Below are 22929 nucleotides of genomic sequence, written 5' to 3' on the forward strand. Positions count from 1 at the left end.
CAGGGCGGGGAACAAAACCATCATGAGCTTTGCCGATCAGATCACCGCCGCGCCGATCCCTTTCGATGCCGATATCGCGGCAGAGATCAAAAGCAACTTTTCCGACCTGTCAGGACCGATGCGGGATCTGGTCGTGGGAACCGCTGCCAGCAGCCGCTTTCTCTGTGGTGTGATCCGGAAAGAGGCCGACTGGCTGCGCGATCTGGCTGCGGGCGATGTGGACGAGGTTCTGGCCCGCACGCTTGTGATCGAGGGCAACGGGTTTGATGCCCTCAGCACCGCCTTGCGCCGGGCCAAGCAGCGTGCCGCACTTTTGATCGGGCTGGCCGATCTGGGCGGCGTCTGGTCGCTGGATCAGGTCACCGGGGCGCTGACCGCGCTGGCGGACGCATCGGTGCAGACGGCTTTGTCATATTTGGTCAACGCCGAACAGGCGCGCGGCAAACTGCCCGAGACCGACCGCCCCGATGGCGGTCTGTTCGCCATCGCCATGGGCAAGATGGGCGCGGGGGAGCTGAACTATTCCTCCGATATTGACCTGATCCTGCTCTTCGACGAAAGCTTATATCCCGGCGAGGATTACCCGGATATTCGCAAAAGCTTCGTGCGCATCACCCAGCGGATGGTGAAGCTTTTGTCGGACAACACCGCCGATGGCTACGTGTTCCGCACCGATCTGCGCCTGCGCCCTGATCCGTCGGTTACACCGGTATGCATCGGAATGGGCGCAGCAGAGCGGTATTACGAAACCCAAGGCCGCACATGGGAACGCGCGGCGATGATCAAGGCGCGGATTGCCGCCGGGGATCAGCAGGCGGGGGAGGCGTTTCTTGAGGCCCTGACGCCATTTGTCTGGCGCAAGAATCTGGATTTTGCCGCTCTGCAGGACGCTCATGACATGCGCCTGCGCATTCGCAAGCACAAAGGTCTGGGCGGTCCGCTGACCTTGCCCGGGCATGACGTCAAACTGGGACGCGGCGGCATTCGCGAGATTGAATTTCTGGCTCAGACCCAGCAGTTGATCCATGGTGGCCGCGACCCGGGGCTGCGCGACCGGCGGACGCTGGTCACGCTTGCCGATCTGGCGGACCGGGGATGGCTGCCCGCAGAGATGCGCGATGCGCTGTCTGCGGCTTATGTCGAGCACCGCACGCTGGAACACCGGCTGCAGATGATTGATGACGCGCAGACCCAGACCTATCCGACTGAAGAACCGGCGCGCCGCCGGGTCGCGGCGCTGTGTGGTCGATCCGACTTTGCCGCCTTCGAGGCAGAACTGACTGAGCGGTTCGCCGCGGTCCATACGATGACCGAAGCGTTCTTCGTGCCGCAGCAGACGCAGGAGGAAGACGATCCGTGGTGCGGGTTCGATGATCCCGAGGCGGCCCGGGACACCGCCGCCGCCTGGAATACGATTCCGGCCCTGCGCAGCGCCCGCGCCGAAGAAATCTTCGCCCGGCTGGAACCGATGCTGGCCCCCCGACTGGCCGACGCCCCCCGCCCGATGGAGGCGCTGGCGCAATTCGATGTTTTCTTGCGCGGTCTGCCTGCCGGTGTGCAGCTTTTCTCGCTGTTTGAGGCCAATCCCAAACTGATGGATCTGCTGGTGGAAATCTGCGCCACCGCGCCGCGTCTGGCTGAATATCTTGGGCGCAATGCCCGGGTTTTCGATGCGGTGCTGGATCCGGGTTTCTTTGAACCCACCCCGGACGCGGCTGCGCTGGGCGCGGCCCTGTCGCTGCAACTGGCCGACAGTACGGATTACGAAACTGTGCTGGATGCCGCGCGCCGCTGGCAAAAGGAACGCCGCTTTCAGATCGGTGTGCAATTGTTGCGCCGCCTGATCAACCCCTATGAAGCAGGTGTCGCCTATTCCGCCCTGGCCGAGGCCACGCTGTTCGCCCTGTTGCCCCATGTGACCAGAGAACATGCCAGACGCTACGGAAACGCACCGGGGCAGGGGGCCGCGGTGGTTGCGATGGGAAAGCTTGGCTCGCGCGAGATGACGGCGACCTCGGATCTGGATCTGATCGTGATTTATGACGCGCCGCTTGATGCGATCTCGGACGGGCCCCGGGGGCTGATGGCGGGGCCATATTATGCGAAGCTGACGCAGGCGCTGATCTCGGCCCTGACGGCGCAGACGGCAGAGGGCACGCTTTACCCTGTCGATATGCGCCTGCGCCCCTCGGGCCGGCAGGGACCGGTGGCGACGGGGCTGACCGCGTTCCGAACCTACCAGAAAGAGGAAGCCTGGACGTGGGAACATCTGGCATTGACCCGGGCCCGGCCTTTGGCGGGGCCTGCCCACCTGATGGCGCAAATCAGGGAGGCGATTGATACAGTGCTGGCGGAACCGCAAGACACACAAAAGGTCATCCATGACACTGGCGACATGCGCCGCCGCCTGTTCGAGGCCAACAGCAAGGCCGCCGATAACCCGTGGGAGGTCAAGCTGGGTCCGGGCCGGATGCTCGATATCGAATTGCTTCTGCAAGCCGGAGCGCTGTTATCTGGCGGTATGTCACAAAGCCCACGGGATATGGCCGCTGCTTTGGCCAAAAGCAGCTGGCTTGACGCGTCTGACGCGGGGGGGCTGAGCGCCGCCCTTGAACTCTATACCGCCGTTCAGCAGATTGCGCGGCTCTGTCTCGGCGGCAGGATCGAGGCGGGCCGCACCGGGCGCGGTCTATGGCAGCTTTTGTGCCACGCCACGGATCACCCCAGTGCCGAGGCCTTGCAAGCGGCACTTGCCGATGCCGCCGCGCGCGCCGGTGACATCATAACCCGGCGTATTGGTGCCGCCTGATATGCTTGCACCCGCCCATCTGACCAGTCTATGCAGGCGAAATGTCGAAGCAAGCCACAAGAACACGGCCCCATGTCGCAAGGTGATATCCCCGAAGATCCCCGCGGTCTGATCCGCGAGGCCTATTCCATGGACGGAATAAGCGCCAAGGATTGCCGCACAGTCTTTTTTGACTGGGCCATCGGCGCGCCTGACATGGCTGATCCCATCGCCTCAATCCGTGCCCTACATAATCACTACGCCCCAAGATTTCCCGACCACCCCATGACCGAAGTTCTGCAAGAGGGGCTGGTCGTGCGACCCGCCAGAAGACGGCGGCGATCCGACTGAGGTGCGGTAGGGCATCTAACAGCCGAGCAGGCGTGATTTACTTCTTTACCCGACGCGTGGATCGGTTTTGAACTGGTTCTAGTAGAAGGAGACGACGATGTCAGATGTGCGTTGGCAGGATTGGCAGGGGCAGGGTCTGGAGCATTGCGTGTGCCGCAGCAGCAATAGCGGCCTGACGCTGGAAGGCGTCGTCGCCGGCACACGCCACGGGCATTATGGCGGCCGGTATTTTGTGCGGACGGATGACGCCTTCAGAACCCGTGAGGTAAAGGTCAGCTACCTTGATGGCCCGGACTTGCATCTTGAAGTGGATACCAGTGGGCATTGGCGCGACGCCATCCGGGACACGGCGCTGCCTGATCTGGATGGCTGCTTTGATGTGGATATCGGCATGACACCAGCCACCAACACCCTGCCGATAAAGCGGCTTAAGCTTGCCCTTGGCGAAAGCCATGACATTGCCGTCGCCTATGTTCCGCTGCCCGATCAGATCAACGGGCACTTCTTACCGCAGAGGGCAGAACAACGGTACACCTGTCTGCAGCCGGGCCGCCTGTATCGGTATGACGGACTGTTTCGCAAGTTCACAGCGGAGCTGGAAATTGATGAGGCTGGGCTTGTGATCGACTATCCGGAGACCTTTCGCCGGGTGGGATAAGAAGCGCTTAGAGGGGAAGAAGCCTCTCTAAGGCATGTTTCTGTGGTGCGAGTGTCGCGCCTTTTTGTCGCGTTGTTGCAGACGGGCCCCTGATATCACCGCGTTTCGCGAAAACCGCAATCTTCGGCCCTTCGCGAAACGCTGCCTTGGATCAGAACGGAATTTCGTCGTCCAGATCGCTGTTGCCACCTGCAGGCGGTGCGCCGCGGTCGTCATAGCCGCCGCCGCCGCTCCCGCCACCGCCGCTGTAGCCACCCGAACCGCCGCCATAGCCGCCGCCACCATTCCCGCCGCCTTCGCCTGCGCGATCAAGGAAGGTCATCTCGCCGGAATAGGGGCGCAGGACAACCTCGGTTGAATAGCGGTCCTGGCCGGACTGGTCCTGCCATTTGCGGGTTTCCAGTTTGCCCTCAAGATACACTTTGGAGCCTTTGCGCAGATATTGCTGCGCCAGATCGGCCAGACGTTCATTGAAGATCGCCACTTGATGCCATTCGGTCCGCTCGCGGTTCTCACCCGAATTGCGGTCTCGCCAGCGTTCCGAGGTCGCCACACGCAGATTGCAGACCTTGCCGCCGTTCTGAAAGGTCCGGACCTCGGGGTCGGCCCCCAGATTTCCGATCAGCATTACCTTGTTCAAACTTCCTGCCATTGCGTGCCTCTTGCTGCAAAATCCGAATCCTCGCGCGACATTAACCAACTTCCAAGCCGCAGACCATGCCGGAACAGCGGTCCGGGTTCAGACCAACCCTGTCGCGCAAAGGTGACAAGAGGCCTAAAATATTAAGAAAACTTTAGTGAACAGTTGACTGGTGACTTTCTGCAACCAGTCGGCTAAAAACGCGCAGGCCCGCCGATCCAGCCTCGGCGGTTGCGTAAATGGTTGACCTGATAGGGGGGAAAGCATGGTCAAGCGTGTGGTTTTGGGATTGGCATTGCTGTTTTGCTTTGCAGGTGGTGCGTCTTCACAAATCATTTTCTCCAATTCGTCCAGCTTGCCGTCGCAGGACCGCGATCTGATCCGCAAGCCCGTTCCTGGTGCAAAGGTTGGAACGCCCCGCACCCCAAGGCTGCAGCGTGAAGAAGAGGCGAAGACCAATCCGAACGGTGTTAAGCTGGATGTGTATAATCCGGGTGTCTATGCCTCGACCAAACATCCCGCCAGCCCTTATACGGTTCACGCCCGTGCCGCTGCGGTGCGGCATGGCATACCGGTAAATCTGTTCATGGCGCTGGTCACACAGGAAAGTAACTGGCAGCCAAAGGCACAGTCCCACAAAGGGGCAATCGGTTTGGCACAACTGATGCCATTTACCGCCCGTGCATTGGGCGTTGATCCGCATGATCCCAAACAGAACCTTGATGGCGGGGCTCGCTATCTGGCGATGCAATACCGCGAATTCCGAAGCTGGCGCCTGGCCCTTGCTGCCTACAACGCCGGACCAGCGGCGGTGCGGCGCTATAATGGGGTGCCTCCTTACAAAGAAACGCAGAACTACGTTCGGAAGATTTACGGTCAGTAGGCAGTCTGGTAGCGGAAACCGGAAAGGCTGGGTTGCAAACTCAGGGCATCTGATCGTCTAGCGCCATAGGACAATCGCCGACGATCACGGCACGACTTGAACCGTCCCCACGACCTAGACGAAATTTGCCGAAACATCGCGGGCCGGGACGCATTAACCTTGCCAATGATCACGTTTTGTTCCAAATCTATGAATTGGGAATCACCGGTCGGTGCACTAGGTTGCCGCAAAACGCGTTGGGGCGGGTATGGCAGAGCTGAAGAATATCGAAATTCGCGGCGCGCGGGAGCATAACCTGAAAGGGTTTGATGTGGATATCCCGCGTGACAAGCTGGTGGTGATCACCGGCTTGTCCGGTTCGGGCAAATCCAGCCTGGCATTTGACACGATCTATGCCGAAGGGCAGCGGCGCTATGTCGAAAGCCTGTCGGCCTATGCCCGCCAGTTCCTGAACATGATGCAGAAACCGGATGTGGACCACATCGCGGGTCTTAGCCCCGCGATCTCGATAGAGCAGAAAACCACGTCAAAAAACCCGCGCTCGACCGTTGGTACGGTGACGGAGATTTACGATTATCTCCGGCTGCTCTTTGCCCGGGTCGGCACCCCCTACAGCCCCGCGACCGGCCTGCCGATTGAGGCGCAACAGGTCTCGGACATGGTGGACCGCGTGATGAAGATGGAGGAGGGGATCCGCGCCTATCTGCTGGCCCCCATCGTGCGCGACCGCAAGGGCGAATACCGCAAGGAATTTGCGGAATTGCAAAAGCAGGGCTTCCAGCGCGTTAAGGTGAATGGGGAGTTTTACGACCTGACCGAGCCGCCGACCCTCGACAAAAAGTACCGCCACAATATCGACGTTGTGGTGGACCGGGTGGTGGTCAAGGCTGATATGGAAACCCGGCTGGCCGACAGTTTCCGCACCGCCCTTGATCTGGCAGATGGCATTGCCGTTCTGGAAACCGTCCCGAAAGAGGGTGATCCAGAGCGGATCACCTTTTCCGAGAATTTCGCCTGTCCCGTCTCGGGCTTTACCATTCCCGAGATTGAGCCGCGCCTGTTCTCTTTCAACGCACCATTTGGGGCCTGTCCGGCCTGCGACGGGCTGGGGCAGGAGTTGTTCTTTGATGAACGCCTGATCGTCCCGGATGAGAATATCAAACTGGTGGATGGGGCGATTGCGTCCTGGGGCAAGACCAAAACCCCGTATTTCCGCCAGACGATCGAGGCGATTGCCAAGCATTACGGCTTCAAGGCCTCGGCCCGCTGGAAAGATCTGACACCCGATGTGCAAAAGGTTTTTCTACACGGTTCGGGCAAGGCAGAGATCAAGTTCCGCTATGATGATAGCGGCCGCGTCTACGAGATCACCCGCCCGTTTGAGGGCGTGATCCCGACCATGGAGCGCCGCTTTCGCGAAACCGACAGCAATTGGGTGCGCGAAGAGTCAGAGAAATACCAGAACAACCGCCCCTGCGCGGCCTGCGGCGGTTATCGGCTGCGGCCCGAAGCATTGGCGGTCAAGATCGACAGCAAACATGCGGGCCAGGCGGTCGAGAGGTCGATCAAAGAGGCACTGGCCTGGATTGAGGGCGTGCCTGCAACGCTGAATGACCAGAAAAACGCCATAGCTCATGCCATCCTGAAAGAAATCAGGGAACGTCTTGGCTTTCTGATCAATGTCGGTCTGGATTACCTGACGCTCAGCCGGTCCTCGGGCACGTTGTCTGGTGGGGAAAGCCAGCGCATTCGGCTGGCCAGCCAGATCGGCTCGGGCCTGACCGGGGTGCTTTATGTGCTGGACGAACCCTCTATCGGGCTTCACCAGCGTGACAATGACCGGCTGCTAACCACGCTGAAAAACCTGCGCGATCAGGGCAACACGGTGATCGTTGTCGAACATGACGAAGAGGCGGTGCGCGAGGCGGATTATGTTCTGGATATCGGCCCCGGCGCTGGTGTGCATGGCGGCGAGATTGTTGCAAAGGGCACGCCAAAGCAGATCGCCAAGGCCAAAGGGTCCATCACCGGTGAATATCTGTCGGGCAAACGCTCCATCCCGGTTCCGGCCAAGCGGCGCAAGGGCAATGGCAAGAAACTTGTGATCGAGGGCGCCACTGGCAACAATTTGCAGGATGTCACCGCAGAATTCCCGCTGGGCCAGTTTGTCTGTGTCACCGGCGTATCGGGGGGCGGCAAATCGACCCTGACCATCGAAACCCTGTTCAAAACAGCCTCCATGCGGCTGAACGGCGCGCAGCAGGTGCCTGCGCCCTGCCGCACCATCAAAGGGCTGGAACATCTGGACAAGGTCATCGATATCGACCAGCGCCCCATTGGCCGCACGCCCCGATCCAACCCGGCCACATATACCGGGGCCTTCACCCCGATCCGGGACTGGTTCGCCGGTCTGCCCGAAGCCAAGGCGCGCGGTTACAAGCCCGGGCGCTTTAGCTTTAACGTCAAAGGCGGCCGGTGCGAGGCGTGCCAGGGCGATGGCGTCATCAAGATCGAGATGCACTTTCTGCCCGATGTCTATGTCACCTGCGAAAGCTGCGGCGGCCAGCGCTATAACCGCGAAACGCTTGAGGTGAAGTTCAAGGGCAAGAGCATCTCGGACGTGCTGGATATGACGGTAGAGGATGCCGAGGAATTCTTTAAGGCGGTGCCGTCAATCCGCGAGAAAATGACCGCGCTCATGCGGGTTGGCCTGAGCTATATCAAGGTTGGCCAGCAGGCGACCACCCTTTCAGGAGGGGAGGCGCAGCGCGTCAAGCTGTCCAAGGAATTGTCCAAACGTGCCACCGGCCGGACCCTGTATATCCTGGATGAACCCACCACCGGCTTGCATTTTGAGGATGTGCGCAAGTTGTTGGAAGTGCTGCATGAATTGGTCGATCAGGGCAATTCGGTTGTGGTGATCGAGCATAATCTCGACGTGATCAAGACCGCCGATCACATCATAGATATCGGCCCCGAGGGCGGCGATGGCGGCGGGCAGATTGTTGCCGCCGGCACGCCCGAAGAGATCTGCAAAGTCAAAGCCAGCCACACGGGCCGCTATCTGGCCCCGCTTTTGTCGGTCAAAAGCTCCGCTGCCTGATCTTTTCGATCTGTTAACATCTTGGGCGCAAACTGGATCCCGGTGGTGCAAAAGCGGGGCGCGACCGGGATGTATATTCAGATATGTGCACGGGCACATGATCTGTCCGCGAGATGACCGCGGAAATGTCCTGATCGCGCCTCATTCCCGCCCCAGATGGTTAGCATTCATTAACCAAGTCGGGGCGCAAAATTTTGGGATGTGGTGAAATGGACAAAGTTGCTGCGTTAGGATTTGTATTGTGTGCGGTGGTTGCGACATTCGTCAGCATGCACAAGGAAGAGATTGAGAAGGGTGAGTTTGAACAGGTCGTTGCGTCCTACATTGACGGCTGACCTGACCCTTTCACGGGTTGGAGAAAACACGTGTTCCAAGGCCATGCCGGTGTATCAGGCATGGCCTTTTGCTTTTTATAGCGTCTCGCGAAATACCTTAGACATCACGCACCATCTAACGCGTTGAAATCTATGATTTCAGGCAGCGTTAGATGAGTAAGGCTTTTCGCATGACGCTTTAAGCTCTAAAGCGTTTCGAGTTTACCTTGAGACATCACATAAAATCGAAACGCGTACACCATATAGGCTTATCACTGCGTTTCAGGATAATCTTTTGTCTCAGGTTTATCCCGAAACGCTTTAGCGTCCGCCCGCGACATCAATATGCGCCCCGGTGATATAAGACGCCGCATCGCTGCACAGCCATAGAATTGTGTCGGCTACCTCATCAGCGGTACCCGCCCGGGCCATAGGGACGGCCTGACCCAGCCGCTGCGCCCGATCCGGCTGACCGCCGCTTGCATGGATATCGGTTTTGATCAGCCCGGGCCGCACCGCGTTCACCCGGATATTTGGGGCCAATTCCTTCGACAACCCCAGCGTCAGCGTATCAATCGCGCCCTTGCTGGCAGCGTAATCGACGTATTCAAACGGCGAGCCAAGCCGCGCCGCCGCCGAAGACAGCGTCACTATAGAGGCGGTTGCCTCAGGCGTCCCGCTAAGGTGGCGGGCAGCTTCGCGCGCAAATAGCAAAGCCCCCAGCACATTGGTGTTTAACACCGTTTGCAGTCGCTCCAACGGCATGTCAGCCAGCGGCAGTGATGGCGCGACGATCCCTGCATTGACCACCACCGCCTGCAGGCTGCCGAAAGCTTGCAGCGTATCATCGAAATTGCGGATGACGTCCTGCTCTGACGTCACATCGCCCTGCAGTGCAAGGGCGCGCGCGCCCATGGCCTCAATTTCCTGCACGGTCTGATCCGCCATCTGCCGGTTCGAAGCATAGGTCAGCGCCACCTGCCAGCCTTGCCTTGCCGCGGCCAGCGCCGTTGCGCGCCCGATCCCGCGCGAGCCGCCGCTGATCAGCAGTGTCTTAGGTGATGGTGCCATTCCCGATCAGCCCCGCGATTGGCCGCGCCGCAGCGGCAGGATGGCAGAGAAATCCTTGCCGTTTCCGCCGTCGTCGACAAACGCCTGATAAAGGTCCGTGGCTTTTTGGCCCATTGGGGTTGCGGCATCTGCCGCCTCGGCTGCCTGTTGGCTAAGCTTGAGGTCCTTTAGCATCAGTTCTGCTGCAAAACCGGGCGTATAGCCGTTATCCGCAGGGCTTTGCGGCCCGACGCCCGGCACCGGGCAATAACTATTCACCGACCAGCAGGACCCGGACGAGGTCGAAACAACATCATAAAGCCGCCCCGCATCCAGCCCCAGCTTATCGGCCAGGGCAAAGGCCTCGCACACGCCCAGCATCGAGATGCCAAGGATCATGTTGTTACAGATCTTGGCGGCCTGACCGGCCCCCGCCGCCCCGCAATGCACCGCTTTCTGGCCCATGATCTCAAACAGGGGATTGGCCGCGGCAAAAGCGTCATCACTGCCCCCCGCCATGAAGGTCAGGGTTCCCGCCTGCGCCCCGCCAATCCCGCCAGAGACCGGCGCGTCAACCGCCAGCAGTCCCGCCTCATTGGCCAGCGCGGCAGCTGCCCGAGCACTTTCGACATCCACGGTCGAGCAATCAATGAAAACCGCACCATTGCGCATCGCAGGCACAACCTCAGCGGCAACGCTGCGCAGGATATCGCCATTCGGCAGCATGGTGATCACGGCGTCCTGATCGCGGGCGGCTTCTGCGGCGGCAGATGCGCTGGCCGCGCCATCGACCGTGACGCCGGCCACGTCAAAGCCTGTCACCTGATGCCCGGCCTCGGCCAGATTTTTGGCCATCGGCGCGCCCATATTGCCCAGCCCGATAAATCCGATCTTCATGTCGTTCCTCCCAGATACAATTCGTCCTGACCCAGCGGGGCCAGCATCTGCGCTACCTCGTCGGGTGTCACGTCCTCGGTGCGGGCGTGGCTCCAGCGCGGATTGCGATCCTTGTCGATCACCGCGGCACGGATGCCTTCGACAAAGTCGCCATCCGACGCGCTGCGATGGGTAAAGCGATATTCCTGCTGCAAGGCATCTTCGATCGTGCCAAGGCCCCGCACCCGCCGCACCAGCTCAATCGTACACGCCACCGACAGCGGGCAGCTCTGCCGTAGCGCTTTTTCTGTGTCGCGGCCCCAGTCATCATCGGGCAAAGCCTGCAGGATATCCGTAGCATTGGGATGGCCAAAATGCTTGTCGATCAGGGGCTGCTGTTCTGCCAGCGCAGCAGAGGGCGCTGGCTGCGCCGCCTCAGCAATCGCCTGCACGTCGCCGGTCTGTTCCAGCCGCGCGATCAGCGCGGGCCAGTCGGTTTCGGGCACAAAGACATCCGCAAACCCGGCATGGATCGCATCCCCTGCACGCATCCTCGTGCCGGTCGTGCCCAGATATTCCCCCAGATGCCCCGGCGCCCGGGCCAGCAACAGCATGCCGCCGACATCCGGCACCAGCCCGATCCCGCATTCCGGCATGGCAATACGAGAGGTGGTGCCAACAACCCGGTGGGACCCATGGCAGGACACCCCGACACCGCCCCCCATGGTAAAGCCCTGCATGAAGGCGATGTAAGGCTTGGGATAGGTCGCGATCTTCGCGTTGGTGCGGTATTCGTCCCGCCAGAATTTACGCCCATAGGCGAAATCTCCGGTCGAGGCGGTTCGGTACATCTCGGTGATATCGCCCCCGGCGGAAAAGGCTTTCTCGCCCTCCGCATCAATCACCACCAGCTTGACGGCGTCAGTGGCGGCCCAGTCATCAAGAGCGGCCTCTATGGCCATAACCATGTCATAGGTCAGCGCGTTCAGCGCGCCGGGGCGGGTCAGGGTGATCCGGCCTGCCTGGCCGGTCACGCGAATGTCGATATCGCTCATCCTCGGGCCTTCAGCATGTCGCGCGCGATGATCAGGCGCATGATTTCATTTGTGCCTTCCAGGATCTGGTGAACCCGCAAATCCCGGACGATTTTCTCAATGCCGTAATCCGCCAGATAGCCATAGCCGCCATGGATCTGCAGTGCGTCATTGGCCACGCGGAACGCGACATCCGTGACCAGACGCTTGGCCATGGCGCAGCGCTTCGTCGCATCTGCGGAGCCCTGATCGTAATGCCATGCGGCCTGATGCAGAAAGACCCGCGCAGCCTGCAGGTCTGTTTCCATATCCGCCAGCCTGAATTGCAGCGACTGGAACCGGTCGATCGGCCCGCCAAAGGCCTGACGCTCTCCGGCATAGCGCAAGGCGGCGTCAAGCGCGGCTTGCGCCCCGCCAAGCGCACAGGCCGCAATGTTCAGCCGCCCGCCATCCAGCCCCTGCATGGCATAGACAAATCCCTGACCTTCCTCGCCCAGCAGGGCCTCGGCGCCGACCTTGCAGTCCTGAAACCGCACCTCAGAGGTCGGCTGCGCGCGCCAGCCCATCTTGACCTCGTTCTTGCCAAAGGACAGGCCATCGGTGCCATTGGGGACCAGCAGGGCGGAGACACCTTTGGGGCCATCCTGCCCGGTGCGCACCATGCTGAGATAAAGATCGGAATACCCGCCGCCCGAGATAAAGGACTTGGTTCCGTTCAGCGTCCAGCCTTCATTGGTGCGGTCCGCCCGGGTTTTCAACGCCGCCGCGTCCGAGCCGGAGCCGGGCTCTGTCAGACAATAAGAGGCAACCGTCTGCATCGAGATCAGGCCCGGCAGCCATTGGTCAATCTGCTCATCCGTCCCCAGTGTGGCGACCATGTTGACCACCATGTTATGGATCGACAGAAAGGCTGCGATGCTGGGGCAGGCTTTGGACAGTTCCTCAAATATCAGTACAGCGTCAAGACGGCCAAGACCGGTGCCGCCCTTATCCTCGGGCGTATAGATCGCCGCCAGACCCAGTTCTGCTGCCGCACTCAGAACCTCGCGTGGCATGGTGCCTTGCTGGTCCCAGTCCAGGGCATAAGGGGCGATGGCCGACTGGCCGAAATCATGCGCCAGATCAATGATCGCACGCTGGTCGTCACTGAAGGAAAAATCCATGGTCGCTCTGCACTCCGGGCCGTTTCTGATCGGCGCCAGATTAGCGCTGTGCGCAGGATCGGCAAGGGCAGGAAAGGACTTTCTGCCCGCCGCGGTTCGTCTATGGTTTTATTCCAGCCTCGGGCAGGGGGCACGCCCGTCAGTCGACATCGACGCTGACAGTCAGACCTGGCGTGACGAAGCTGCCGCTGCCGGAAAACCCGTCTTCGCCGAAATGCAGATCAAGCGAGGTGCGGGTGCTGTAGTACCGCGGCCACCAATGCAACGTCCGACAGGCACTCAGATCGACCGGCGCAACGGTCAGCCCGTCGCCGACAATCACCGCGTCATAAACCGGCACCGGCCAGCATCCGTAGCCTGCCGCCATGCGGCGGGACTTTGCGGCCTCGGCCTCTGCTTCGGCTTTTGCAATACGCTCCTGCGCAGCCAGACGCATCTGTTCCAGTCGCGCCTCACGCAGATCATCCTCACGTTTAATCCGCTCCTGCCGCTGTGCCTCAAAGAATGCTTCCCGTTCAGCACTGGGGCCAAACACGGGAAAACCGCCGCTTTGCGCAGTCAAAGGCCCGGCGAGGGGCAGGGCGAGCACAAGGGCGCATATCAGATGTTTCATGGCAAAACTCCCATATCAGGGTCTAGTATAGGTCGTTTTACGCGCGAGTGGGTTCAATTATTGCAACACTTGGTGACGTAACGGCTCATCCGGCGACAGTAGTTTATGACAAACGTACATGTCAGTCATTGGCTGCGAAAACGGTTGTCCATTCAAGATATTGCGATCCATACCCGTGCTTGCCTACCAGAACCTCCGCAAGCGGGGGTATATGCACGGCCCCCCAGATGACCCCAATTGTGTATCCGGCCCAGCCCTCAATCATCTGTTCGCAGTTGTGGAACAAAGCCTTGTTGCGTTCGTCAATAATCGCCTGTTTCGCTGCGCTGCCCAGCAGCTTGTCAAGCGAGACGGAGCCCTCAATGTCCATGTTTGAGCCCAGCATCCATCTTCGAAACCAGCGCGTTCTTTGTAATCGCGCGACGCCAGACATGAAGCTGAAGATCAATGCTTTTCTCAGCCTGGGAACTCGGCCCCAAAGCCGGGAGAACGCAGCGCCGTCCAAGTCGCCGCCATATGTGGATGCATGCGCGTTATCGAAGCTGGGTTGAACACTCAGCCCCGATTTTCCACCGACCGAGCGCTGGTATATTTCGTTAACAGTTGCGCTGAGCTTTTTGTCACGAACGCCCTCGGTCAGAATGGCGTCGTAGGTTTTCACCTGCGCAGAGATGCGATCATAAAATGATTGATCCGCGATATGGATCATTGGATGCGCGACAAATGTTGCCTTGTCAGGTGCAGTCAGTCGAAGGGCACGAAACTGAAGGCGTTGGTCGTATATCCGGATTATCGCATGATCGTTCAGATTAGGATCCTTCTCTGCGCAGGCTGTGTTTGGTCATCAAGTCCCTATTCGGTCCTCGCTTGGTCTACTACATCGTCGGAATGACGAATTCGGCGCCTTCCTTGGTGCCCGAAGGCCAGCGGGAGGTGACGGTTTTGGTCCGTGTGTAGAAGCGGAACGCGTCGGGTCCGTGCTGGTTCAGGTCGCCGAAGCCGGACTTCTTCCAGCCGCCGAAGGTGTGATAGGCTAGGGGCACAGGGATCGGCACATTGACGCCAACCATGCCGATATTGATCCGGTTTGCGAAGTCGCGGGCCGTGTCACCATCGCGGGTGAAGATCGCGGTGCCGTTGCCGTATTCGTGGTCCATGGCAAGGCTGATGGCCTCGTCATAGGTTTTGGCGCGGACGGTCGACAGAACAGGGCCAAAGATTTCCTGTTTGTAAATATCCATGTCCTTGGTGACATTGTCGAACAGGCAGGCCCCGACGAAAAAGCCGTTCTCATAGCCCTGCATGGTGAAGTCCCGGCCATCAACCACCAGCTTTGCGCCCTGATCGACGCCGCTATCGACCAGACCCAGCACGCGCTGTTTTGCCTCGGCTGTGACCAGCGGGCCGAAATCGACGTCGTCCCCGGCGGTGTAGGGGCCGATCTTCAGGCTTTCGACCCGGGGGGCCAGTTTCTCAATCAGGCGGTCGGCGGTCTCTTCGCCCACCGGCACAGCGACCGAGATCGCCATGCAGCGTTCACCAGCCGCGCCATAGCCAGCCCCGACCAGCGCATCCACGGCCTGATCCAGATCGGCGTCCGGCATGATGATCATGTGGTTCTTAGCACCACCGAAACACTGCACGCGCTTGCCATTCGAACAGCCGCGGCCATAGATGTATTCCGCAATCGGGGTAGAGCCGACAAAGCCGATGGCAGCGATATCCGGGTTGTCCAGGATCGCATCCACGGATTCCTTATCACCATTGACCACCTGCAGAATGCCATCGGGCAGCCCGGCCTCGGTCATCAGTTCAGCCAGCATCAGCGGCACGGAGGGATCGCGCTCGGACGGTTTGAGGATAAAGGCGTTACCGGCCACGATAGCGGGGCAGAATTTCCACATCGGGATCATAGCGGGGAAGTTGAACGGGGTGATACCGGCAGCAACACCCAACGGCTGGCGCATCGAATACATGTCGATGCCTGGCCCGGCGCCATCGGTGAATTCACCTTTCAGAAGGTGCGGTGCGCCGATGCAGAATTCGGCCACTTCCAGCCCGCGGATCACATCGCCTTTAGCATCGGGGAAGGTCTTGCCATGTTCCCGGCTTAGCGCCTCGGCCAGCTTGTCCATATCGCGGTGCAGCAGGTCGACGAACTTCATGATGACCCGGGCCCGGCGTTGCGGGTTGGTGGCAGCCCATGCAGGCTGCGCGGCTTTGGCGGCGGCGACTGCGGCGTCCAATTCGGCCTTTGAGGCCAAACCGACCTTGGCCTGAACCTCGCCCGTGGCGGGGTTAAAGACATCTGCGAAGCGGCCCGATGTACCGCTGACCCGTTTGCCGTTGATGTAATGCTGAAGTTCTTCCATCCCGTGATCCTTACTTTCAGTGTTTCGGCGGCACGCTAACGGATCACCTGACGGTGGGGAAGGCCAAAACACGCGACAAAAGTGACCGTTATAAAATACCAAGACCGCGTCAGTGGGCTGACGCGGTCTTGGTCGTGGTAATCCTTTTTTCGCGCGCTATTGCGCGAAAGATGCGACGCAGGTGCTTTCAATCTTGCGTGGATAATAGCCGACATTGCTGCGAATGGCCTGACGCAGCGTAATCATCGCCCGGTCCGAGGCAAAGTAGTCGTCAGCCGGAATAACCGCCTCCGTCGGGGTGCGGATTGACAGCAGTGTGCGATAGCCCCGGATCACATCAAGCGACTGGCTGATGCAGTCCGGATCAATTTCGCCCTGTTCGCAACTGGCACACAGCCGGGTCAGAATGGACAACGGTGCATCATATTTCGCCAGCTCGATCAGCGTATTGCGGATACTGATGGGATCCGCATCTTCGGACAGGGCATAGCGCCGGCCGTGCAGGACGGTGACCAGATCCTTGATCTCGTCCGACATAAACTGATCCAGGTTCATCATCCGCGCCATGCGGTTGATCGCCAGCAATCCCTTGACCTTGGCCGGGTTGGTATCATCCAGCAAACGGCGGGTGTTCATCACCTTGTTGGGCTGGCTGACATAATCCCGCATCCAGGTCAGAAATCCTGCATCGCTTAGGCCGGGCGTGTTTGGCGGGATGGTGTTCACCAGATCAAAGCGCCCATTGTCCAGGGTTGTCCAGGCGACATATTGCGCCGCAAGGATTTCGTTCGATTGCTGCAGGGCCAAAGAATCCTGGATCGGCTCCAGGGCAATCCGATACCCGAACAGTGCTTTGCTGAGCGCCTGCTTGGATGGATCATCCATCGCCAACAACCAGCTGATGGTGCGGTTTTCCGATATGCCCTTGCGCAGCAAGTGATCACGCTCGTTATCCGACAGGGACAGCAGATAGTCGGACGAACCGCCCGGAACCGTGTCTCTGTCGATTTGGCCCAGCAGGACCTGGGCCGCACTGTTGCCACCGGCCGCCGCATCGGCCAGAGCCGTCAGCGGTTCCTCGTCGCCACCGGCAAGCCAGGCGTCTACATGAGGCTGTATCGCAGCCTGTTGCGCGCCCGCAGGGGCCGCAAGGCTTGTTAGCGCGACAACCCCACATACCGCGCCAGTCAGGAGAGTCTTGAGCATCATAGTCATTCATTCCCTTACTTAGCCGCGCTGACGACGTCCCGTACCCAAACCTCGACACGACGATTAATCGCACGTCCGTTATCGCTCTGATTACAGGCAACCGGTGAAATCTCGCCAAAGCCCAAAGCTTCAACTTTGATCTGATCCAGACTGCCTGCAGGGGCTGCCTCAATCAGGGCATTGCGGACGAAATCGGCACGCCGCTCGCTGAGGGACTGGTTCTTGTAGGCCTCGCCAATGGCATCGGTGAAGCCGACCAGCAGAACTTCCTTGTTCTCAAAATCGCCCGTGATCAGCACCTGTACCAGACGATCAATATCCTCGCGCGCTCTGGCATCAAGCTGCGAAGAGGCAAACTCGAAGCGGAATGTGACCGACATGCGATCAGCCGCCAGCATACGCTCGGACATGCCGCGCAACTGATTGAAGGATACTTCCACATCAGACGGTAAGATCGCCGAGAGATAGCGCAAACCCTGTTCGTTGTTGTTCTGATAGGACACGCCCAGACCGACCAGGCTGGACAGATCCATCTCGTCTTGCGCGGCATCTGAGTCCAGGAACTCAAAGAAGCGACTGACGATCGGACTGTCCGCTTTGGCATCCTTGTAGGCAAAGATACGCTGGGTCAGCGGGTACTCCTCAGTCTTGATGGTGTAGCGGGTCGGAGAGACCTGCAACCCGCAGACGCCGCGAATATCAACGACCTTGGCTGCGTTTGTCTTGGAAAAGGTCGAAAGCCCGATACCCGTGGGATCCTGAGCCACGGCCTCGTCCACCGCACGATCACCCGATACTGTTTGGATGTTGCTTAGGAAGCGCTTGCCGCGAGGGGTCAGAACGACATCCCGGAACAATGAGGCTGTCGCCCTGTCAGTGTCCTGCAGGTAAATCTTGATCGGTGCCTGCGGCAGCCCTAGTTCTGACCAGTCGGTGATTTCACCCGCAAAGACCCGGGCCAGTGCGTCTTCACCAATGACCCGCAAGCGGTTCCGTTTCGACGTGACAACGACAACGCCATCCAGTCCGATGACCTTTTCCTGCTCATCGCTGCGCATATCGCCGCGTCCGCTGCTTTGCAGGCGGGCATATTGATCATCTCCTACAGCACGACGCGAAAAGACGATCTGGCTGTTGCCCTGGCTCAGACTTTCGAACCCGGCGTTGGCAGTTTCAGCCTGGATTTTGATATCCAGAAGCGATTTGCCTGCATCGTTTTCGATCATGACTTCGCTAATGCCATCACTGCTGGCATTCATGACCGAAGATCCGCCCAGTGTCTCGGCAAACCGATCGGTGAACAGGGGCATCAATTCGTCCAGAATATCCTTGTCCCCAGCGACAGTCATGCCTGCGCTTTCCTGCTCGACCGCCGGGCAACCCGGACCCTCACAGGTAACTTGAAGTGCATCGATCTCGATAACGCCAAGGATCGTCGTAACTTTGTAAGTCTGACCATCAAATTCAGCGAGATCGCCACTGATGGCCATGCTGCCATCATCGGACTTGAGCAACACCTGTTGTGCGTTGACATGAGTTGCTGTGACCGTCGCCGCCAAAGCGATCACAACAAGCACATTTTTAAGGCCTAACATATAAATACTCCCTCACGTGATTGCGGCGCCATTTATTGCGCGCCAGTGTAGGTAGGCCGGTAGAATTATTTCAACTTCCCCGTCTATACTTGCGTATAGTTTCTTCCGGCCACTCATAGTTAGAAGAAAAAGCAAACGACTCAGGATTTGTCCAGCCTAAGCCGGAATATTCGGTTTTTTGTCAGGTTGCGTTTCTTTCAAGCGACCCTCCCCTTTTCTGTAAAAGCTGAGCCGACACGCAGGTGGCCCACTATAATGAAGCGTCTCTACGATTAATTTATCTCTAGGGTGTGATTGCGGCCTTTTTTTGTTCCGAACAAATGCTTGCGCCGCGCTAGATGGGCCGCCCATGCCGTATTGCCCCCGAGCCATAGATCGCCCGAATCTGACGTCAGTTACCCAAAACCTTGACAGATTGTCGCATGCGAAGGCACGGTTACATAATCAACTACAGGGGGAAGCCATGACGGCACGTCATATACTGGCCGGGAAAGCCGAAAACACTATTCTGACCATCAAACCCGATGCCACAGTCCAGAATGCCGCACAGATTCTTTCAGAAAAGCGCATTGGTGCTTTGATCGTTTCAGGTGATGGTCTGGCGCTGGATGGCATGCTGTCCGAACGTGACATCGTGCGTGAACTGGGCCGACGCGGTCCGCAATGCATGCAGGACAGGGTTGATCTGCTGATGACGGCAGATGTGATCACCGCCAGTCCCGGGGATACGGTTGTCGCACTGTTGGCCAAAATGACCGAAGGGCGGTTTCGCCACCTGCCGGTGGTCGATGAAGGTCGGATGATTGGCATTATATCCATCGGCGACGCCGTCAAACGACGCATCGAAGAGGTCGAGTTTGAGAACACGGCTCTGACCGACATGATCGCAGGCCACGGATAAGCCTCTGACACCCTGCTAAAGCGTTTCGGGATAAACCTGAGACAAAAGATTATCCTGAAACGCAGTGATAAGCCTATATGGTGTACGCGTTTCGATTTTATGTGATGTCTCAAGGTAAACTCGAAACGCTTTAATCTGCGCGACGGAGGCTTGACCTTGCCCGCGCAATATTGTTGCTTTCCCTCGAAATCAGCTTGGGGAGGCAGCAATGCGTGTGGGACTTTATCCCGGAACCTTCGACCCGGTTACACTGGGGCATCTCGATATCATCCGGCGTGCCTTCACTATGGTGGACAGGCTGGTCATCGGTGTGGCGATCAACCGGGACAAGGGGCCGCTTTTCACCCTTGAGGAACGTGTCGCCATGATCGAAGCGGAATGCCAACCGCTGGCCGATGCGCAAGGCGTGGAACTGGTGGTGCATCCTTTTGAAAACCTGCTGATCGACTGCGCACAAGAGGTCGGGGCCGGGGTCATTATTCGCGGTCTGCGGGCGGTTTCGGATTTTGAATATGAATTCCAGATGGTCGGCATGAACCGCGCCATGAATGATCAGATCGAGACCGTATTCCTAATGGCAGACGCGGAATTCCAGCCGATTGCCTCGCGCCTGGTCAAGGAAATCGCCCGGCTGGGCGGCGACATCACCCATTTTGCGCCCAAGCCCGTGGTCGAGGCGGTTTTGGCGAAATTCGCCAAAGTCTGACGTCTGCCGCAATTGCGGTTTCCCCCATCCGGTTTGCGTCCTATGGTGTCGCAAATTGCAACCAAAGGACGGAGTGCATGGCCGAAATCGCCGACCCAGAAAACACCCTGATCATCCTGCTGAAAGACGGCGAAGTGGTGATCGAATTGCTGCCCGATGTCGCGCATGAGCATGTGGAGCGGATCAAGACACTGGCCCGCGACAAGAAATACGACAATGTTGCCTTTCACCGGGTGATTGACGGTTTCATGGCCCAGACCGGCGATGTGCAGCACGCCAATATGGAACAGGACTACAACCCTGGCCGGGCCGGAACCGGTGGCTCTGACATGCCGGACCTGCCGGCAGAGTTTTCCAAGCTACCCTTTGACCGCGGTGTGGTCGGCATGGCCCGTTCGGCCAATCCGAATTCCGGTAATTCGCAGTTCTTCATCATGTTCGCTGAGGGGCATTTCCTGAACGGACAATACACCGTCTTTGGTCGCGTGACCTCCGGCATGGAGCATGTCGACGCCATTGCCAAAGGCGAACCCCCCGCAAATCCCGACCGCATGGTGACGGTCCGTGTCGCAGGAGATGTCCAATGATCCGCCGCGTTTTCCTTGCCCTTGTAGCAACCGCTTTGGCCGCGCCCGTTTCTGCTCAGGATGCCGACAACATCCTGGTGATTGAGGTTGAAGGCAAAGCCAACGGGACTGTTGAAATCGAACTTCTGCCCGATCTGGCCCCCCAACATGTGGAGCGGATCAAGACACTGGCCCGCGAGGGCGCCTATAATGATGTTGCCTTCCATAGGGTTATCGAAGGGTTCATGGCCCAGACCGGCGATGTCCAGTTCGGCAAGCGCGACGGTTACGGCCGCGGCGCGGGCACTGGTGGCTCTGAACTGCCGGACCTGCCGGCTGAGTTTTCGAAAACTCCGTTTGATCGCGGGGTGATTGGCATGGCGCGGGCGCAGGACCCGAACTCCGCCAACTCACAATTCTTCATCATGTTTGACGAAGGCCATTTCCTGAACGGACAATATACCGTTCTGGGCCGGGTGATTTCGGGCATGGAGGTGGTCGACCAGATCACCCGTGGTCAGGGGCAGGGCGGGTCTGTGCCCGAGCCTGACTATATGAAATCCGTTCGCATCAAGTCTGACGGCTGATCACATCCCCTCACGTTGAGGTGAGGGGGATAGAACGGGCTACCAATCGATGACCTCTTAGCTTTTATGAGTTAAGGGGTCTTTTTTTATGCTGAATCGCCGTGCTTTACTGATGACGGCTGCTGCCGCAGCTTTTCCCGTCGAGGCAGGGGCGCAATCTGCGGCCCCCTGGAATTGGCAACGCGATTGGCCGAACACGGATTTTTCCCGCAGCTCTGTAGATTTCTCGCAGATCCTATCAGGCGGTGTGCCCAAGGACGGCATCCCCGCGCTGGATCAGGTGACGTTTGGCGATGCAGACGAACTTAGCACAAACGAAGCCGTGGTGACCGTTGCACTGCCCGGCACGGCAGAGCGCGCCTATCCCGTGCGCTACCTGATGTGGCACGAGATTGCGAATGACACGGTCAACGGTCAGCCGGTAGCAGTCACCTACTGCCCTTATGTAACGCAGCGCTCGTCTTTGATCGGCGCGTCAATGGGCAGGTGCTGGATTTCGGCGTCACCGGCAAGCTGCGATTCTCGGACATGATCATGTATGACCGCCAGACCGAAAGCTGGTGGCAGCAATTTGAAGGCAAGGCCATAATCGGCGCGCTGCAGGGAACGGTCCTGAAACAGCTGGTCAGCTGGATGGAGCCGGTCTCGGCCTTCGTTGCGCGCAACCCGGGCGGCCCGGTGATGCAGGAACCGACAGGGATCGCCCGCACCTATGGCCGCAACCCCTATCGCGGCTATGATACGGCAGACAGCCCCTTCCTTTATCGTGGCGAGAATCCCCCCACACGGCATCCCGCCCCTGGCGCGGGTGTTGCGCGTCGGCAACCGCGCCTGGCCATTGGATCGTATTGCCCGCGAGGCAGGGCTTGTCATCCGACAAGATGGTGTGATGGTGTCACCGCTGGATACAAGCGCTATTACCGATGGCCGCCCGATTGCTGTTGTTCGCGTGGAAGGCGAGTCCGGTCAAGCGATTGTGCATGAAGTTATTTTTGCTTTTACATTTCATGCATTTAAAAAGATGGTATATGGATGTTGGGTGAAGAAAAGTAGGGACTCTGCTGGCGCAGAGGGTGAGGAAGTGGACCGTCACTTCTTAAATTGTATCAGTATCCCGGCACGGCGCGACGCTGAGAAGCGCCTGCCCGGAGGCTGACAGGCTGGTCGTTCGCAGGCCCCCAACGCGGACGGCCAGCCGTGTAAAAAACAGCCCGCGCGGACGATCCGGCGCGGGCTGTCGCGTTTCAGCAATGTGGCGCGGGTCAGTCGACCAGCGCGATATCCGTTGCGGACTGGCGGCCGTCGCGGCCTTCTTCCAGTTCAAACGTTACCTTCTGCCCATCGTCAAGGCCGACAAGGCCTGCGCGCTGAACGGCAGAGATGTGTACGAACACGTCCTTTGCGCCGCCCTCGGGCTCGATAAAGCCGAAGCCTTTGGTGGGGTTGAACCATTTCACGGTGCCATTGGCCATCGTGATGTCTCCTGTCTTTGGTCGCTGCCCGCGTCGTTGCGGCAGCCC

At 59.1% G+C, this 22929-nt stretch carries 21 protein-coding genes and 1 pseudogene; 11 read left to right on the forward strand and 11 right to left on the reverse strand.

All coding sequences use genetic code 11. From position 1 onward, the window contains the following. Positions 1-22 precede the first annotated feature (22 nt). The 3 genes from ACW9UQ_RS01800 (at position 23) to ACW9UQ_RS01810 (ending at position 3797) form a co-directional block, all read left to right on the forward strand. Entirely contained in the window at positions 23-2809 is a 2787-nt protein-coding gene (locus ACW9UQ_RS01800) for a bifunctional [glutamine synthetase] adenylyltransferase/[glutamine synthetase]-adenylyl-L-tyrosine phosphorylase (protein WP_458929281.1), read from the forward strand. Between the two features lie 72 nt (positions 2810-2881). After that, positions 2882-3139 carry a hypothetical protein gene (locus tag ACW9UQ_RS01805; protein WP_458929282.1) on the forward strand — a complete coding sequence of 86 codons (258 nt, stop codon included), beginning with the start codon at positions 2882-2884 and terminating at the stop codon, positions 3137-3139. Positions 3140-3236: 97 nt separating this feature from the next. Beyond that, positions 3237-3797, forward strand: coding sequence for a putative glycolipid-binding domain-containing protein (locus ACW9UQ_RS01810; protein ID WP_458929283.1), 561 nt, complete (start codon positions 3237-3239; stop codon positions 3795-3797). Between the two features lie 151 nt (positions 3798-3948). Here ACW9UQ_RS01810 and ssb read toward each other — a convergent pair whose 3' ends face one another. Then, positions 3949-4449 (reverse strand): single-stranded DNA-binding protein, encoded by a 501-nt coding sequence (gene ssb / locus ACW9UQ_RS01815; protein WP_458929284.1) that lies wholly within the window; start codon positions 4447-4449, stop codon positions 3949-3951. Between the two features lie 253 nt (positions 4450-4702). Between ssb and ACW9UQ_RS01820 the strand changes: the two genes are divergently transcribed. From ACW9UQ_RS01820 to ACW9UQ_RS01830, 3 genes are all read left to right on the forward strand, one after another. Then, entirely contained in the window at positions 4703-5320 is a 618-nt protein-coding gene (locus ACW9UQ_RS01820) for a lytic transglycosylase domain-containing protein (RefSeq protein ID WP_458929285.1), read from the forward strand. Positions 5321-5567: 247 nt separating this feature from the next. After that, positions 5568-8423 (forward strand): excinuclease ABC subunit UvrA, encoded by a 2856-nt coding sequence (uvrA, locus tag ACW9UQ_RS01825; RefSeq protein ID WP_458929286.1) that lies wholly within the window; start codon positions 5568-5570, stop codon positions 8421-8423. A 209-nt stretch (positions 8424-8632) separates the two neighbouring features. Further along, entirely contained in the window at positions 8633-8758 is a 126-nt protein-coding gene (locus ACW9UQ_RS01830; RefSeq protein ID WP_458929287.1) for a hypothetical protein, read from the forward strand. A gap of 300 nt (positions 8759-9058) precedes the next feature. Here ACW9UQ_RS01830 and ACW9UQ_RS01835 read toward each other — a convergent pair whose 3' ends face one another. From ACW9UQ_RS01835 to ACW9UQ_RS01875, 9 genes are all read right to left on the reverse strand, one after another. Beyond that, the gene (locus ACW9UQ_RS01835) at positions 9059-9808 is read right to left on the reverse strand and encodes an SDR family oxidoreductase (RefSeq protein WP_458929288.1); all 750 of its coding nucleotides are present in this window, start codon (positions 9806-9808) and stop codon (positions 9059-9061) included. A gap of 6 nt (positions 9809-9814) precedes the next feature. Further along, positions 9815-10684, reverse strand: a complete 870-nt coding sequence (mmsB, locus tag ACW9UQ_RS01840) for a 3-hydroxyisobutyrate dehydrogenase (RefSeq protein WP_458929289.1) — start codon at positions 10682-10684, stop codon at positions 9815-9817. Beyond that, positions 10681-11718 carry an enoyl-CoA hydratase/isomerase family protein gene (locus ACW9UQ_RS01845; protein WP_458929290.1) on the reverse strand — a complete coding sequence of 346 codons (1038 nt, stop codon included), beginning with the start codon at positions 11716-11718 and terminating at the stop codon, positions 10681-10683. Before ACW9UQ_RS01845 ends, mmsB begins: the two co-directional genes overlap by 4 nt. Beyond that, on the reverse strand, positions 11715-12860 hold the full coding sequence (locus ACW9UQ_RS01850) for an acyl-CoA dehydrogenase family protein (RefSeq protein ID WP_458929291.1): 1146 nt from the start codon (positions 12858-12860) through the stop codon (positions 11715-11717). Before ACW9UQ_RS01850 ends, ACW9UQ_RS01845 begins: the two co-directional genes overlap by 4 nt. Before the next feature lie 139 nt (positions 12861-12999). Then, complete coding sequence (locus ACW9UQ_RS01855; protein ID WP_458929292.1) at positions 13000-13473, reverse strand: hypothetical protein; 474 nt, start codon at positions 13471-13473, stop codon at positions 13000-13002. 121 nt (positions 13474-13594) lie between these two features. Further along, positions 13595-14182 (reverse strand): hypothetical protein, encoded by a 588-nt coding sequence (locus tag ACW9UQ_RS01860; protein ID WP_458929293.1) that lies wholly within the window; start codon positions 14180-14182, stop codon positions 13595-13597. 166 nt (positions 14183-14348) lie between these two features. Continuing rightward, positions 14349-15845, reverse strand: a complete 1497-nt coding sequence (locus ACW9UQ_RS01865) for a CoA-acylating methylmalonate-semialdehyde dehydrogenase (protein WP_458929294.1) — start codon at positions 15843-15845, stop codon at positions 14349-14351. Positions 15846-16001: 156 nt separating this feature from the next. After that, on the reverse strand, positions 16002-17051 hold the full coding sequence (locus ACW9UQ_RS01870; protein ID WP_458929295.1) for a hypothetical protein: 1050 nt from the start codon (positions 17049-17051) through the stop codon (positions 16002-16004). A 17-nt stretch (positions 17052-17068) separates the two neighbouring features. Then, positions 17069-18649: a phosphate ABC transporter substrate-binding/OmpA family protein gene (locus tag ACW9UQ_RS01875; protein WP_458929296.1), complete on the reverse strand. Its 1581-nt coding sequence runs from the start codon at positions 18647-18649 to the stop codon at positions 17069-17071. Positions 18650-19112: 463 nt separating this feature from the next. Between ACW9UQ_RS01875 and ACW9UQ_RS01880 the strand changes: the two genes are divergently transcribed. The 5 genes and pseudogenes from ACW9UQ_RS01880 (at position 19113) to ACW9UQ_RS01900 (ending at position 22393) form a co-directional block, all read left to right on the forward strand. Next, complete coding sequence (locus ACW9UQ_RS01880; protein WP_458929297.1) at positions 19113-19550, forward strand: CBS domain-containing protein; 438 nt, start codon at positions 19113-19115, stop codon at positions 19548-19550. A 208-nt stretch (positions 19551-19758) separates the two neighbouring features. Continuing rightward, positions 19759-20256, forward strand: coding sequence for a pantetheine-phosphate adenylyltransferase (coaD, locus tag ACW9UQ_RS01885; protein ID WP_458929298.1), 498 nt, complete (start codon positions 19759-19761; stop codon positions 20254-20256). 77 nt (positions 20257-20333) lie between these two features. Further along, entirely contained in the window at positions 20334-20843 is a 510-nt protein-coding gene (locus tag ACW9UQ_RS01890) for a peptidylprolyl isomerase (RefSeq protein ID WP_458929299.1), read from the forward strand. Beyond that, on the forward strand, positions 20840-21409 hold the full coding sequence (locus ACW9UQ_RS01895; RefSeq protein WP_458929300.1) for a peptidylprolyl isomerase: 570 nt from the start codon (positions 20840-20842) through the stop codon (positions 21407-21409). Before ACW9UQ_RS01890 ends, ACW9UQ_RS01895 begins: the two co-directional genes overlap by 4 nt. A 112-nt stretch (positions 21410-21521) precedes the next feature. Next, positions 21522-22393, forward strand: a pseudogene (locus ACW9UQ_RS01900) (DUF3179 domain-containing (seleno)protein). A gap of 278 nt (positions 22394-22671) precedes the next feature. Here the strand turns inward: ACW9UQ_RS01900 and ACW9UQ_RS01905 are convergent. Further along, on the reverse strand, positions 22672-22881 hold the full coding sequence (locus tag ACW9UQ_RS01905; RefSeq protein ID WP_458929301.1) for a cold-shock protein: 210 nt from the start codon (positions 22879-22881) through the stop codon (positions 22672-22674). Positions 22882-22929 lie beyond the last annotated feature (48 nt).

The organism is Halovulum sp. GXIMD14793, assembly GCF_054457435.1.

What these genes read in the sequence shown, in the direction of transcription:
- ACW9UQ_RS01800 (WP_458929281.1), top strand. Translation starts at nt 23, where the DNA reads ATGAGCTTTGCCGATCAGATCACCGCCGCGCCGATCCCTTTCGATGCC.
- ACW9UQ_RS01805 (WP_458929282.1), top strand. Translation starts at nt 2,882, where the DNA reads ATGTCGCAAGGTGATATCCCCGAAGATCCCCGCGGTCTGATCCGCGAG.
- ACW9UQ_RS01810 (WP_458929283.1), top strand. Translation starts at nt 3,237, where the DNA reads ATGTCAGATGTGCGTTGGCAGGATTGGCAGGGGCAGGGTCTGGAGCAT.
- ssb (WP_458929284.1), bottom strand. Translation starts at nt 4,449, where the DNA reads ATGGCAGGAAGTTTGAACAAGGTAATGCTGATCGGAAATCTGGGGGCC.
- ACW9UQ_RS01820 (WP_458929285.1), top strand. Translation starts at nt 4,703, where the DNA reads ATGGTCAAGCGTGTGGTTTTGGGATTGGCATTGCTGTTTTGCTTTGCA.
- uvrA (WP_458929286.1), top strand. Translation starts at nt 5,568, where the DNA reads ATGGCAGAGCTGAAGAATATCGAAATTCGCGGCGCGCGGGAGCATAAC.
- ACW9UQ_RS01830 (WP_458929287.1), top strand. Translation starts at nt 8,633, where the DNA reads ATGGACAAAGTTGCTGCGTTAGGATTTGTATTGTGTGCGGTGGTTGCG.
- ACW9UQ_RS01835 (WP_458929288.1), bottom strand. Translation starts at nt 9,808, where the DNA reads ATGGCACCATCACCTAAGACACTGCTGATCAGCGGCGGCTCGCGCGGG.
- mmsB (WP_458929289.1), bottom strand. Translation starts at nt 10,684, where the DNA reads ATGAAGATCGGATTTATCGGGCTGGGCAATATGGGCGCGCCGATGGCC.
- ACW9UQ_RS01845 (WP_458929290.1), bottom strand. Translation starts at nt 11,718, where the DNA reads ATGAGCGATATCGACATTCGCGTGACCGGCCAGGCAGGCCGGATCACC.
- ACW9UQ_RS01850 (WP_458929291.1), bottom strand. Translation starts at nt 12,860, where the DNA reads ATGGATTTTTCCTTCAGTGACGACCAGCGTGCGATCATTGATCTGGCG.
- ACW9UQ_RS01855 (WP_458929292.1), bottom strand. Translation starts at nt 13,473, where the DNA reads ATGAAACATCTGATATGCGCCCTTGTGCTCGCCCTGCCCCTCGCCGGG.
- ACW9UQ_RS01860 (WP_458929293.1), bottom strand. Translation starts at nt 14,182, where the DNA reads ATGATCCATATCGCGGATCAATCATTTTATGATCGCATCTCTGCGCAG.
- ACW9UQ_RS01865 (WP_458929294.1), bottom strand. Translation starts at nt 15,845, where the DNA reads ATGGAAGAACTTCAGCATTACATCAACGGCAAACGGGTCAGCGGTACA.
- ACW9UQ_RS01870 (WP_458929295.1), bottom strand. Translation starts at nt 17,051, where the DNA reads ATGCTCAAGACTCTCCTGACTGGCGCGGTATGTGGGGTTGTCGCGCTA.
- ACW9UQ_RS01875 (WP_458929296.1), bottom strand. Translation starts at nt 18,649, where the DNA reads ATGTTAGGCCTTAAAAATGTGCTTGTTGTGATCGCTTTGGCGGCGACG.
- ACW9UQ_RS01880 (WP_458929297.1), top strand. Translation starts at nt 19,113, where the DNA reads ATGACGGCACGTCATATACTGGCCGGGAAAGCCGAAAACACTATTCTG.
- coaD (WP_458929298.1), top strand. Translation starts at nt 19,759, where the DNA reads ATGCGTGTGGGACTTTATCCCGGAACCTTCGACCCGGTTACACTGGGG.
- ACW9UQ_RS01890 (WP_458929299.1), top strand. Translation starts at nt 20,334, where the DNA reads ATGGCCGAAATCGCCGACCCAGAAAACACCCTGATCATCCTGCTGAAA.
- ACW9UQ_RS01895 (WP_458929300.1), top strand. Translation starts at nt 20,840, where the DNA reads ATGATCCGCCGCGTTTTCCTTGCCCTTGTAGCAACCGCTTTGGCCGCG.
- ACW9UQ_RS01905 (WP_458929301.1), bottom strand. Translation starts at nt 22,881, where the DNA reads ATGGCCAATGGCACCGTGAAATGGTTCAACCCCACCAAAGGCTTCGGC.